12 protein-coding genes are annotated in these 12,738 nt (G+C 41.8%); 9 read left to right on the forward strand and 3 right to left on the reverse strand.

The features are described from left to right. Positions 1-59 precede the first annotated feature (59 nt). The 8 genes from trpE (at position 60) to AC1DOV_RS25015 (ending at position 9,069) form a co-directional block, all read left to right on the forward strand. Positions 60-1,631 carry an anthranilate synthase component I gene (gene trpE, locus AC1DOV_RS24980; RefSeq protein ID WP_477551311.1) on the forward strand — a complete coding sequence of 524 codons (1,572 nt, stop codon included), beginning with the start codon at positions 60-62 and terminating at the stop codon, positions 1,629-1,631. Beyond that, positions 1,631-2,683, forward strand: coding sequence for an anthranilate phosphoribosyltransferase (gene trpD, locus AC1DOV_RS24985; protein ID WP_477510555.1), 1,053 nt, complete (start codon positions 1,631-1,633; stop codon positions 2,681-2,683). Before trpE ends, trpD begins: the two co-directional genes overlap by 1 nt. Next, the gene (gene trpC, locus AC1DOV_RS24990) at positions 2,670-3,470 is read left to right on the forward strand and encodes an indole-3-glycerol phosphate synthase TrpC (protein WP_477551312.1); all 801 of its coding nucleotides are present in this window, start codon (positions 2,670-2,672) and stop codon (positions 3,468-3,470) included. Before trpD ends, trpC begins: the two co-directional genes overlap by 14 nt. Then, positions 3,467-4,144, forward strand: coding sequence for a phosphoribosylanthranilate isomerase (locus AC1DOV_RS24995; RefSeq protein WP_441883407.1), 678 nt, complete (start codon positions 3,467-3,469; stop codon positions 4,142-4,144). The genes trpC and AC1DOV_RS24995 overlap by 4 nt, the downstream gene beginning before the upstream one ends. Further along, on the forward strand, positions 4,141-5,346 hold the full coding sequence (trpB, locus tag AC1DOV_RS25000; RefSeq protein ID WP_076271332.1) for a tryptophan synthase subunit beta: 1,206 nt from the start codon (positions 4,141-4,143) through the stop codon (positions 5,344-5,346). The genes AC1DOV_RS24995 and trpB overlap by 4 nt, the downstream gene beginning before the upstream one ends. Continuing rightward, the gene (gene trpA / locus AC1DOV_RS25005; RefSeq protein WP_441883409.1) at positions 5,333-6,142 is read left to right on the forward strand and encodes a tryptophan synthase subunit alpha; all 810 of its coding nucleotides are present in this window, start codon (positions 5,333-5,335) and stop codon (positions 6,140-6,142) included. The genes trpB and trpA overlap by 14 nt, the downstream gene beginning before the upstream one ends. Positions 6,143-6,875: 733 nt before the next feature. Next, on the forward strand, positions 6,876-7,973 hold the full coding sequence (hisC, locus tag AC1DOV_RS25010; RefSeq protein WP_477551313.1) for a histidinol-phosphate transaminase: 1,098 nt from the start codon (positions 6,876-6,878) through the stop codon (positions 7,971-7,973). A gap of 4 nt (positions 7,974-7,977) precedes the next feature. Continuing rightward, positions 7,978-9,069 (forward strand): prephenate dehydrogenase, encoded by a 1,092-nt coding sequence (locus tag AC1DOV_RS25015; protein ID WP_477551314.1) that lies wholly within the window; start codon positions 7,978-7,980, stop codon positions 9,067-9,069. 185 nt (positions 9,070-9,254) lie between these two features. Here AC1DOV_RS25015 and AC1DOV_RS25020 read toward each other — a convergent pair whose 3' ends face one another. From AC1DOV_RS25020 to AC1DOV_RS25030, 3 genes are all read right to left on the reverse strand, one after another. Continuing rightward, positions 9,255-10,769, reverse strand: a complete 1,515-nt coding sequence (locus tag AC1DOV_RS25020; protein ID WP_477551315.1) for a recombinase family protein — start codon at positions 10,767-10,769, stop codon at positions 9,255-9,257. A gap of 25 nt (positions 10,770-10,794) precedes the next feature. Continuing rightward, positions 10,795-11,478, reverse strand: a complete 684-nt coding sequence (locus AC1DOV_RS25025) for a LexA family transcriptional regulator (RefSeq protein WP_477512457.1) — start codon at positions 11,476-11,478, stop codon at positions 10,795-10,797. Positions 11,479-11,879: 401 nt separating this feature from the next. After that, positions 11,880-12,239 carry a helix-turn-helix domain-containing protein gene (locus tag AC1DOV_RS25030; protein WP_477512456.1) on the reverse strand — a complete coding sequence of 120 codons (360 nt, stop codon included), beginning with the start codon at positions 12,237-12,239 and terminating at the stop codon, positions 11,880-11,882. Between the two features lie 144 nt (positions 12,240-12,383). On the opposite strand from AC1DOV_RS25030, the gene AC1DOV_RS25035 reads away from it, so the two are divergent. Continuing rightward, positions 12,384-12,575, forward strand: a complete 192-nt coding sequence (locus AC1DOV_RS25035) for a helix-turn-helix transcriptional regulator (RefSeq protein ID WP_441883423.1) — start codon at positions 12,384-12,386, stop codon at positions 12,573-12,575. The last annotated feature ends 163 nt before the right edge of the window (positions 12,576-12,738 follow it).

Genomic DNA, 12,738 nt, shown 5'->3' on the forward strand with positions numbered 1-12,738 from the left:
GCAGGAGCTTTTTTTGTTTTTAATAATAGAATTTTCACTACTGAGGGAGGTTGTTCGGAATGTCAAATGAGCTGCAGCACGTCACCCGTCTTGCCAGTCAGTACAATTTAATTCCAATCGTTCGCTATATGATGGCGGACACTGAAACACCAATTCGACTATTCCAGCATTTTGCGAAAGAGGATCATGCTTTTCTGCTGGAGAGTGTCGAGGGTGGAGCGAAATGGGCGCGTTATTCGTTTATAGGAACGGACCCGTTCATGATGCTTTACGGTAAAAATGGTGAGATGGTGCTTGAGCATCACGGCGTGAAGCATGTGCTTAATGACAAGCCGATTGAGCTGCTAAAAGCTCATTTGCGTTCCTTCCGCAGCCCGTCGCTGCCAGAGCTTCCTCCCTTTACAGGTGGAGCAATCGGATTTTTCGGCTATGACCTACTGCAATATTATGAGAAGCTTCCTGCCCACCGCATCGACGACTTGAATATGAATGACATGCAGTTTATGTTTTGTGATCAAATCATTGTGTTTGACCACTTTAAGCAGCAGCTGCAAATCGTTGGAAATGTTCATATCGCGGAAGGCTCTACGGATGCAGAAATCGCGAAGAGCTATGCAGCGGCGGTTGCCAAAATTGAAGCAACCATAGAACGTTTGCAGCAGCCGGTGACCATTCCAGTAACGACTGGGCGCTCAATTGAAGTTGATTACGAGTTAGGTGATGTACAATCCAATGTGACCAAGGAGCAATTCATCGGAAACATTGAGAAGGCGAAGCAGTACATTCGCGCAGGTGACATTTTCCAAGTTGTATTGTCACAGCGCTTTAGCATTGATACAGATGTTGATCCATTGCATGTATATCGCGTGCTCCGCATGATGAATCCTTCACCGTATATGTATTATTTGAAAATGGGCGAGGAAGTTATTGTCGGCGCTTCGCCGGAAGCGTTAGTGAAAGTAACAGGCGACCGTGTGGAGACAAGACCGATTGCGGGAACAAGGCCGCGCGGCAAGACGCCGGAAGAGGATAAGGCTTACGAGGTAGAACTGCTTGCGGACGAGAAAGAGCGCGCTGAGCATTTGATGCTGGTTGATCTTGGCCGCAATGACATCGGACGCGTATCGGAGTTTGGTTCGGTAACATGTGATTCGTTTATGGAAATTGAGCGTTACTCCCATGTCATGCATATTGTATCGAACGTTTCTGGCAAGCTGCACAAGGATAAAGACTTTTTTGACGCATTTGTCTCTTGTTTACCAGCAGGCACTGTATCTGGCGCACCTAAACTAAGAGCAATGGAAATCATTGCAGAGCTGGAAAATGAAGCGCGCGGAGCATATGCAGGGGCTATTGGATACTTGGGCTTTGGCGGTACAATGGATACTTGTATTACGATCCGCACCATTATTTTTAAGAACGGAAAAGCGTATGTACAAGCAGGAGCGGGAATCGTTTGGGATTCTGTTCCGGAGAGCGAATATTTGGAGACGGTCAACAAGGCGAAAGGTAGCCTTAAAGCCATTCGTGCGGCTGAAGCGATTTTTGCACAGCCAAAAAGTGCACCGGATTCCTTCAATTCCATTAACTCGGATTATTACGTCAGGGTCGGAGAGGGGATTGGTCAATAATGCAGGCAACCGAAGCGATAACGATGCAGCAAGCGCTGAACCAGCTTATTGGCGGCTCAAGTTTGACGAGGCAGCAAGCGGAAATGGTAATGAACATCATCATGAACGGCGAAGCAACAGCTGTTCAAATAGCCGGCGTCGTAACTGCGCTGCGGATGAAAGGCGAGACGAAGGACGAGATAACCGGGTTCGCTGAGGCGATGCGCGCGCATTCGAGCCATCTCCATACCGAACAAGAAGGTTTGCTCGATACATGTGGCACCGGAGGATCAGGTATTCATAAATTCAACATCTCGACAGCTTCCTCTATTATTGCTGCGGCGGCAGGAATCCGAGTTGCCAAGCATGGCAATCGCGCGATGTCTGGGAAAACGGGTAGTGCTGATGTGCTGGAGGCACTTGGCGTACAAATTACGATAACTCCTGAACAAGCCGCACAGTGCTTGGAGGATATCGGCATTTGCTTTATGTTTGCTCAGTTGTATCATCCATCGCTTCGCCATGCTGCTGCTCCGCGGCGTGAGCTCGGTATTCGAACAATCTTCAACATGCTTGGACCGCTCACAAATCCAGCTGGAGCAGATAGACAGCTTCTTGGATTCTACGATCGGAGCCGCACCTCTACAGTTGCCGAGGTGCTCGGTGAGCTTGGACTGAAACGTGCAATGGTTGTAAGCAGTCATGATGGGCTTGATGAAATTAGCATCTCTGCACCAACACAAATATCTGAGCTATTAAACGGTGATGTGAAAACCTACGATGTTACGCCAGAGGAGCTTGGACTAACACGTTGGCCGATTGCGGATGTTATGGGTGGTGAGCCGGAAGTTAACGCAGCACTTATTCGTTCTATTTTCTCAGGCGAGCAGCGCGGGGCTTATCGAGATATCGTGCTTGCCAACGCGGGTGCATGTATATATGTTGGCGGGAAGGCACAATCGCTTCGCGAGGGTGCAGAGATTGCTGCCAAGGTGATCGATTCAGGCGAGGCGCAGCGGAAGCTCGTGAGTCTTATTCATACGACAGGAGAGTTGGCAAATGTTTCTGGATAAAATTGTAGCTACAAAACGAACTGAGGTTGAGGAGCTGGCGGCTCGCTTTGACCTTGCGCAAGTGGAGAAACAAATTTCGGAGATGGAAGCATGCCGCGGCTTTGAACATGCATTATCGGCAGCTGGCCGCAACAGAAGTATGGGACTGATTGCCGAGGTAAAGAAGGCGTCGCCATCAAAAGGGCTGATTCGTGCTGATTTTGAGCCAACTACGCTTGCTTCACAATATGAAGCAGCTGGTACGGATTGTATATCAGTGTTGACGGATCGTGATTACTTTCAAGGATCTAATGAATTTCTGCAGGCCGTGAAAAAAACGGTAAAGGTACCTCTATTAAGAAAAGATTTCACGATTGACCATCGTCAAATTTATGAGGCTCGCTTAATCGGAGCGGACGCAATCTTGCTCATCGCAGCTATTATGACGCCAACGCAGCTAGGTGAGTATCATGATCTTGCGAAGTCGATTGGGATGGATGTGCTCGTAGAAGTGCACAACAAAGAAGAGCTGGAAGGCGTTCTGGAGCTGGACAAAGCAACGCTCATCGGCATAAATAACCGCGATTTGAAAACATTCGTTACCGATCTAAAAACGACCGAAGAGTTAATCGGACTTATGCCGAAAAATGTTACTGTCATTAGTGAGAGCGGAATAGCGGGTAATAGCGATATGGATTATTTAAAGTCAATCGGCGCTCATGGTGTATTGATTGGTGAATATTTTATGCGGCATGAGCAAGTAGGACAATCGGTTACTGATTTAATGGGTGCGGTAACCGTTCGATGAAGCAGCAGACGCGTATCAAAATTTGTGGTCTGATGGATGTGCAAACGATTCAGCAGATGGATGGATTGCCTATTCACGAAATCGGCTTCATCTTTGCACCCAGCAAGCGATTGGTGGAAAAGTCGACTGCATCGCTGCTTATATCAGCAACTGCGAAGTTAAAGGCAGCTGGCGGTGAGCGCCCGAGAACGGTTGGCGTATTCGTAAATGAAACCTTTGCTAATCTGCAAAATCTTTTGTTAGAAGCACCTTTAGATGTGGTTCAAATGCATGGCAATGAATCGGCAGCGTTTTGCCAAATGGTGCGTGAGCAGCTGAACGTACAAGTATGGAAAGTATTTTCCATGAAAAAGGATGCCGAGGGCAGCACGCCAATGTCTGCTCTAGAGCGGTTAACGCCATACCGAGCAGCTGTTGATGCTGTACTGATAGACGCACCTGGCGGCGGCACGGGTCAAACCTTCGATTGGGACGCGATAAAAGAATATAAGCAAGCAGCTGATGAGCTTGGCATTACTCTATATGTAGCAGGTGGTCTGCATGAAGGAAATGTGCAAGAGCTGCTAAAGACATATGCGCCAAACGGGATAGATGTATCAAGCGGTGTTGAGACGGATGGACGGAAAGATATCGAGAAAATCCGATTATTTGTAAGAAGGGTGATGGAAGCATGACACAAGTACCAGATGAGAATGGACGCTTCGGCAAATTTGGCGGTAGATATGTGCCAGAAACATTAATGACAGCATTATTAGAGCTAGAGGAAGCTTATCAGCATTATTCCAAGGATCAAGCGTTTCAAGACGAGGTTACTTATTTGTTGCATAAATACTCAGGTCGTCCGACTTCACTATACTATGCAGAACGACTTAGCGAGCATCTTGGCGGCGCAAAAATCTACTTAAAACGTGAAGACCTGAACCATACAGGTGCACATAAAATTAATAATACGATTGGTCAAGGCGTACTTGCCAAACGTATGGGTAAATCAAAAATCATTGCAGAAACAGGCGCAGGACAACACGGCGTTGCTTCTGCAACGATAGCTGCTTTGCTTGGTCTAGAATGCAAAGTATTTATGGGAGAGGAAGATATGAAGCGTCAGCAGCTTAATGTTTTCCGGATGCAGCTGCTTGGCTCTGAAGTTGTGCCAGTTCTATCAGGAACGAGAACACTTAAAGATGCATGTAACGAAACCCTTCGTTACTGGGTTAGCCATGTTGAAGATACGTATTACATTTTGGGTTCAGTTACAGGCCCGCATCCTTATCCGATGATGGTTCGTGATTTCCAGCGTATCATTGGCGACGAGGCTCGTAAGCAAATATTGACAGAAGAAGGCCGATTGCCGGATTATGTTGTAGCAGCTGTTGGCGGCGGAAGCAACGCAATGGGGATTTTCTATCCATTTATCAATGATGACAGCGTGAAGCTGCTTGGCGTTGAGGCTGCTGGCCGCGGTGTAGATACGATTGAGCATGCGGCAACAATGACCAAAGGACGTCACGGTGTATTCCAGGGCTCGATGAGCTATGTGCTGCAGGATGAGTATGGACAGGTTCAACCTGCGCATTCGATTTCAGCGGGACTTGATTATCCTGGTATTGGACCAGAGCATGCCTACTTGAAAGATTCCGGACGTGCTGAATACGTTCCTGTAACGGATGCCGAGGCGCTTGATGCGTTGCAGCTGCTATCGCGCACAGAAGGCATTATTCCAGCACTGGAATCAGCACATGCGATTGCTCAGACGATTAAGCTTGCGCCTACGCTTGATAAAGACAAAGTCGTCGTTGTCAGCTTATCCGGACGTGGAGATAAGGACGTAGAAGCAATTATGGGTTACTTGGGGGTAAATAAGCATGAATCTCATTGATACAGCATTTGCAAGACTGAAGTCTGAAGGCAAAACGGCGTTAATTCCTTTTGTTACGATGGGTGATCCTGATCTAGCCACTTCGGTTGCTATCATCCAAACGCTCGAGAAGGCAGGCGCTGACATGATCGAGCTTGGCGTGCCGTATTCCGACCCGCTAGCAGATGGTCCTGTTATCCAGCGTGCATCTGAGCGAGCATTGCGCCATAACAGCATTACAATTAAGGATTGTATTGAAATAGCTGAACAATCGCGTGAGGCCGGCGTTAAAATTCCATTCATATTGTTCACCTATTACAACCCGGTGTTTCAATATGGGCTTGAAGCGTTTTTCGAGCTTGTACAGAGCAAAGGCATCAGTGGCCTTATTATTCCTGACTTGCCAATCGAAGAAGATGAAGAGGTTAGGCAGCTTGCGGAAGCAGCGAATGTACATCTTATTCCTCTTGTGGCACCGACATCTAAGGATCGGGTAACACGTATTTCACGCAAAGCAAAAGGATTTGTCTACTGCGTTTCATCTCTTGGCGTAACAGGCGTGAGAGCTGATTTTCATACGGGTATTGATGAATTCCTCTCGATGGTTCGCGAAGCGACCAATTTGCCAATCGCGGTTGGCTTTGGCATTTCAAGCCGTGAGCAGGTTGCTCGCTTTGAAAAGCAATGTGACGGCGTGATTGTGGGCAGTGCAATTGTGCGTACGATAGAAGATGCCATTCCACTGCTGAATGATGCTGATACGCGTGAAGCGGGACTTAAACAAATCGGCGATTTTGTTGCTCAGCTTAAAGGGTAAGCAGACTATTTTAGATAAAGGAAGTTATACGCTGCGGAAGTGGCTTGTAATTGACATAGGATTTTATAAATAGCAGGAAAGCTCTCTAGACTTGGTCTAGGTGAGCTTTTTTTGCTTTATCGGTATAAGAGGGGGATTTGTAGCAGGGAGCTGTTTTGGAGGGATTTCGGTACGGTGATTCGGGGGTGGAGAGGACGGATGGTAAAGCACAAGGATAAATGGAGAAGCACGAAGCTGTTGATTTGAAAAGTAACTTTTGAAGCTAGCTTACGGACATAGGATCCGTTATTTTAAAATAATTGGCTAAAATTATTATTTAACGGACATAGAATCCGCTATTTTATCTAAAAGGCGTTCAATTGTATGTAAATTTAAGAAATAAGGGATCCTATGTCCGTTATATCGAGAAAAAGCATGATTATCATCAAATAAGGGATCTGATGTCCGTTATTTGAATGAAGACATTAAAAATACTGTTTCAAGCGATGGTTTTGAACTGTTTTTGGCATGGAAGCGGATGTCCTTCACTTCATTTTATATACAGAAACTGAACCACGGATTAAACCAAAAGACCCTCTTGCATCATAAGATCATCAAACATATATCACAATTTCGATATAATCTTGCGCAATAGACCAATCTTGTGTTAAAAAAACTTTAAAACCTAACACAGATATGAGACAATGGATGTCGAGTAATGAGACTAGTCAATTATAAAAGAGGTGAACGGCTCATGCAGCCCAAAAGTAATATCGTCCACCTTCCCGTCTATCAACCTGGAAAGCCGGTTGAAGATGTTAAGAGGGAGCTAGGGTTAAAAGAAGTCATCAAACTTGCATCTAATGAAAATCCGTTTGGCTGTTCTGAACAAGTTAAAGCAGCAGTCATTGAAGAATTAGGCAATTTTAATATTTATCCAGATGGTGCGAGCGTTGAACTAACGGCTGCACTTGCGGAAGAGCTTGGCGTAGATACGAACCAAATTATTTTTGGCACGGGCTCCAGTGAAATTATTCTTATGATTAATAGAGCGTTTATCGTTCCTGGCGACGAAACGATTATGGCGGACGAAACTTTCCCGCAATACAAGCATAATGCAGAAATTGAGAATGCAACGATCATAGAGGTCCCTCTAAAAGAAGGCAAGCATGATTTGCCTGCAATGCTGTCTAAAATTACTGAGCGAACTAAAATCATTTGGATTTGCAATCCGAATAATCCAACGGGTACCATTGTCACACTGCCTGAGCTTTCTGAGTTTTTGCAGCAGGTGCCGACGAACGTACTTGTTGTACTTGATGAAGCCTACGGAGAATATATCGATGATCTGCAGTTTCCAGACGGAATACAATTGCTGCGCGAGCACCGCAATTTAATCGTGCTGAGAACTTTTTCGAAAATTTTTGGCCTAGCTGCATTGCGGATTGGTTATGGCGTTGGGCATCCTGATGTCATTCGTTATACGAATCAGGTGCGTGAACCATTCAACACGTCGCGAGCGGCACAAGCTGCAGCGAAAGCAGCACTTGCTGACAAAGCATTTATTGACTATTGTCGTGACCAAAATAAACAAGGTCTTGCTTATTTGTCGGAGCAATTTGATCGCCTTGGCTTATCTTACTTCCCTGCATACGGCAACTTCGTAATGGTAGATGTGAAGCGTCCATCACCTGCAGTATTCGACGGTTTGCTGCGCAGAGGAATTATTTCAAGACCGCGCTGGACTTACTACCCGAATCATATTCGGATTACAGTTGGTACTAGTGAGCAAAATGAAAAATTCATTACAGCACTAGAACAGGTTTTGCAGGAATCGGCGGTGCAAGGATAAAGTTATGACGACTGTAGCGATTTTTGGAGTAGGGCTGATCGGTGGTTCGATCGCCCTTTGTTTTAAAGGGAAACCAGATATTACAGTAATCGGACATTCAAACCGTCCCTCGCAGGTAGAGAAGTACATGCAGCGGGGTGTGGTTGATTTTGCAACGACTTCAATGCAAGAAGCGGCCGAGCAAGCAGATTTTATATTCGTTTGTGTACCGGTCGGCAACATTGAGGAATATATCGAGAAGCTCAGTGCGTTTAAATTAAAACCCGGCTGTATCATTACAGATGCTGGGAGCACGAAGGCTTCTGTTATGGCATGTGCAAAATCACTTGATTTTGGACAAGCTACTTTTATTGGCGGGCATCCGATGGCTGGCTCTGAGCGTACAGGAGTTGAAGCGGCATCTTCGCATCTATACGAGAACGCCTTCTATGTGCTGACACCTGATGAGAATACGCCTGAGGAAGCAGTGGAGCGTCTAGTTGAACTTCTCAGCCATACGAAAGCGAATATCGTAAAAGTTGATGCGAAAGAGCACGATGAGATAGCAGGCGCGATAAGCCATTTGCCGCATATCATTGCCGTGTCACTTGTGAATCAGGTTCGCGGATATAACGAAAATAATATGCTATATGAATCGTTAGCAGCAGGGGGCTTCCGCGATATTACACGGATAGCATCAAGCGATTCGATTATTTGGCGTGATATATTAATTAATAATCGCAAGGTTTTGCTTGAGCTGCTGCGCGATTGGAGCAAGGAAACGGATAAATTTGTGTCTATGCTGGAGAGTTCAGATGGGGATGCGATTGCTGAAGCTTTTGAAACAGCAGGTCAATTCCGCAGCAAAATGCCTGAGCGCCGCAAAGGCATGATTCATTCTGCATTCGACTGTTATGTCGATATTCCAGATCATCCTGGTATTATCGGTAAAATCACAAGTGAGCTTGGGAACAGCCTTATCAACCTGAGCAACATTCATATTATTGAGAGCAGAGAAGACGTGCCAGGCGTTCTAAGACTTTCATTCCGAAGTCAAGAGTATCTGGATCAGGCTGTTATCGTACTTACTGCTAAAGGCTATGACGTACACCTTTAATCGGGTGTTCGTCATTTTTGATTAAAAAAAGCGTTTACAATTTATTTCGAACAAAATGAAAACGCTTATTGACAAAATGGAAGCGTATACATATAATAAAGGTACAGTATGGTTTCTCTCCACTCCTATCCAAATCCTGTAGCTTTCATAATGAAAGCGGACCACTCCTCGGAGTGGTTTTTTTTTTAAAAAAATAGAACCTCATTATTCTTGTAAGATGATTTTGTGTAGTTAATCTCTTGTATTTCACCCCATCTAAAGTGAATTTGTGTGGTTCTGTTTGGAATTATTTTTTCTATAATAAGTTCTGTCATGATACGTTTATCACGTGAATCTAGTCCGAGTTCAAATGCGATTGCAAGTTCACTAAGAAGGTCATCAAAATTCCCATATTTATTATTGGTTTTTGGTATAGGCATTTTTTCAAGTTTTTTATTAATTTCTTTTTGCCTGTTTTCGTACCGCTTCATTAAATCATTATAATGTTGCTCACTGAGTTTTTTATAGATATAGAAATCATCAAAAACATCCTGAATTGCCTTTTCTAAACTGTTATATTCATTTTGTAATTGTTGAAGAACATTTGTTGTCTCATCTATATCGTCAACTAATTTGCTCGATATTTGTTCTTTACTGTACCTACCATTACTGATATCAACAATTCTTTTTAGAACTGCATCATTGAGTGAAGGGAGGTCAATCACTGGACTATTACAATTTCCATGTTCATTTTTATTACTACATACATATCTTCGTGTTTTCTTGCTTCCTGTTTGTCTTGAATACATTTTGCCACTACACATTGGACACTGTAGGATTGAAGATAATAATTGTCGCTCTCTACCTCTCCAAAAGTTTTCTCGACCAAACAACGTACTCTGAACATATGTATAATCATCCAAGCTTACTAAAGCATCATAGCCTATTAGTGGATATAAAACTCCCTTCCAATTTTGCATAGCAGCATAGGTTGGATTAGTTAACATATAACGTACTCTTCGTGGTGTCCATTCGACATTTGTTTTTGTGGTTACTGAAGCACTTTTTAGCCATTTTGAGATAATGTAAGGTCCTTTTCCCTCTTTTGCCATTTTAAATGAGTGTATGACTGCTTCTGCATCTAATCCATCAGCTTTAAAAACACCTTCTTTCTTTATTAAACCAAATGGGGCAGGTCCACCATTCCAACGTCCTTTTTCTGCATTTGTTTTTTTGTTATCACTAGTAACATCACTAAGATTATCACTATAATATTCATTGAAATTAACAAGTATATTAGCAACTAATCTTCCTGTTGGTGAACTGAAATCTAATAGTTCAGCAGTGGAACAGATATCTACATCTAATTTGGATAAAGATTCATGTATAAGTAGAAAATCTTTTTTCCTACGTGTTAAGCGGGAGAGATTAAAGATTACAAATTTTCGAACACGTTTATGAGATTTTATGTATTCCAGTGATTTCATAATGCCTGGTCTTTTAAGGTAGCTGATTCGAAAACCAGAATAATCGATGTCTTTGAAGACATCTACAAGTTTCCAATTGTTAATATCACAGAATTGTTTAATTTTTGTTAATTGAGTTTGTTCTGATATATCTTCTTTATCATCGCGTTCATCACTTTGTCTTATATAGCCTATTGCTTCTATTTGATCATCTTGTTGATACGTATTATTTTCAATTCTATTTTTTACAACCAACCTAATAACCTCCTTGTTACCTTTATCAATATCTCTTCCTGAGTTCAATTACTTTCCCTAGAATGATCACTTCACAACTAGATACAAGTAATGGTTGCATTTTTTTATTTGATGGAATGAGCATACACAAATTATCTTGAAAAAGAACTCGATAAATGTTGGCATTAGTATTATTAATTGACACTAATGCAATATCGTTATAACTTATTTCTTCTGTAGCAGTACAAATAACTATATCACCTTCATTAATAAAGTCTTCAGTCATAGTATTTCCTTGTACACTGACGGCAAAGACTTCATTGTCTAACACATTAGAAATATCTATATATTGAGTTTCTAATATTCGTTTTGAACGGTGCTTTCCTGAAAAACTTTCATAAACAGGGAGTTCTATGAACTGCTTGTTTGTTTCTTGAATATTATCTTCAGAAATCATAGTACTCAAGCGTATAAATTTCAATTTTATTTCTTCAGGAGCGCGTTCAAGAAAAGAAGCTGTTAGTAGTTGTTCAATGTTTCCTCCTGTAACTTTAGCTAAAGCTCTAGTTAAATCATCTGTTGCAGGTCTATCTGTCTTACCATTTTGTAATTGACTGATGTATCCTTTACTAATATTGAAACCGAAATTTGTTAATTCCTTTGAGATATCATGCAATGTAAGACCCGATTGAGCAATATAGCTTTTAAGCATTTGATGATAAGTCATCATTTCACCTCACATGTTTATAATCTGTATTTTAATAAAAGTTTCACCAAAAAGTCAACATCATAATTATTTAACTGTTGACTGAAACTTGCGTATATTTTACTATTGATTTATCTGAATGATATGGAAAAAGATGAACAATCTTCAAATTAAAAATTTGTGAAGTGAGCTGCAACAAAGTGTCATGATAGAAACATAAATAGAGCAACCGTTAAAGTTGCTCAATCTTAATGGTAAATATAATAGCATCTAGAGTGGGATGGTGGGATGGATTTGGAAATAGATGAAATAGTAAAACTAATAGGAGCTATGTCAAATGAAGAGTTTGAGATATTAGTTAAACACTTAAAGGTAGATCCGAATATGTACATACTAGTTGATTTTTTAGAAGAGATCAAAAAGAATTAATTTTTAATAATAAACTGAACAGTTTTAAGGATATGATCGACTTGTTCTTTGTTCATTTTCTCAAGAAGTTTATACAACTCGACTTTTTTGTCATCAGTTAGATTAATTCTCTCAATATTATTCTTATCAAATAAATTTCTAATGTCTGAATGACCTATTAAATAATCGGTAGTTACATCGAAAATATCTGCCAATAGTTTAATGTTCTCTAAACTAGGTTCACGTTTACCGGCTTCATAGTTAGCATATGTTGATCTAGCTACACCAAGTTTGTTAGCTACTATTTCTTGAGTCCAATCATTTCGAATTCGTTCTTGTTCAATTCTTTTACCCATTAATTCTGAAATATTAATCACCTCAAGACTATTATAACGTTTCTTATTGAAACATATACGAAATCATTTCAATAAGAAACAAAATCATTGACAAGTTTCGTTACGAAACATATAATGAACACAATAAAGGTTTCGTTACGAAACATTTTATAAGGGGGTGACGAAATGAAAGAATCCAATCGTGAATGGCTCATTCAACTAAGAGGTCTGGAACGTCAAGAAACAGTTGCTGATCGTGCTGGAGTCAGTAGGAGTAATTACACGAATATTGAGAATGGTCTGCGTTCTCCAAGCGTTGATACAGCTAAGAAAATAGCTGGTGCTTTAAAATTTGATTGGACGCTTTTTTTTGATTAAAAATGTTTCGTTTTGAAACAATATAAGTGACTGATCCTGAATTATTTATCGATTCAATTGCGATATATAGTCATATTTCAAATCGAAAAGAAAAGATGATCGATTACGAGTCGACCATCTTCTCAGGGAAAAAGTATGATTGTTGCCTAGACACCTACAATTT

This window comes from Paenibacillus sp. 01T47 (assembly GCF_056398245.1).

Coding starts and splice junctions, on each gene's coding strand:
- trpE (WP_477551311.1), top strand. CDS start 60: ATGTCAAATGAGCTGCAGCACGTCACCCGTCTTGCCAGTCAGTACAAT.
- trpD (WP_477510555.1), top strand. CDS start 1,631: ATGCAGGCAACCGAAGCGATAACGATGCAGCAAGCGCTGAACCAGCTT.
- trpC (WP_477551312.1), top strand. CDS start 2,670: ATGTTTCTGGATAAAATTGTAGCTACAAAACGAACTGAGGTTGAGGAG.
- AC1DOV_RS24995 (WP_441883407.1), top strand. CDS start 3,467: ATGAAGCAGCAGACGCGTATCAAAATTTGTGGTCTGATGGATGTGCAA.
- trpB (WP_076271332.1), top strand. CDS start 4,141: ATGACACAAGTACCAGATGAGAATGGACGCTTCGGCAAATTTGGCGGT.
- trpA (WP_441883409.1), top strand. CDS start 5,333: ATGAATCTCATTGATACAGCATTTGCAAGACTGAAGTCTGAAGGCAAA.
- hisC (WP_477551313.1), top strand. CDS start 6,876: ATGCAGCCCAAAAGTAATATCGTCCACCTTCCCGTCTATCAACCTGGA.
- AC1DOV_RS25015 (WP_477551314.1), top strand. CDS start 7,978: ATGACGACTGTAGCGATTTTTGGAGTAGGGCTGATCGGTGGTTCGATC.
- AC1DOV_RS25025 (WP_477512457.1), bottom strand. CDS start 11,478: ATGATGACTTATCATCAAATGCTTAAAAGCTATATTGCTCAATCGGGT.
- AC1DOV_RS25035 (WP_441883423.1), top strand. CDS start 12,384: ATGAAAGAATCCAATCGTGAATGGCTCATTCAACTAAGAGGTCTGGAA.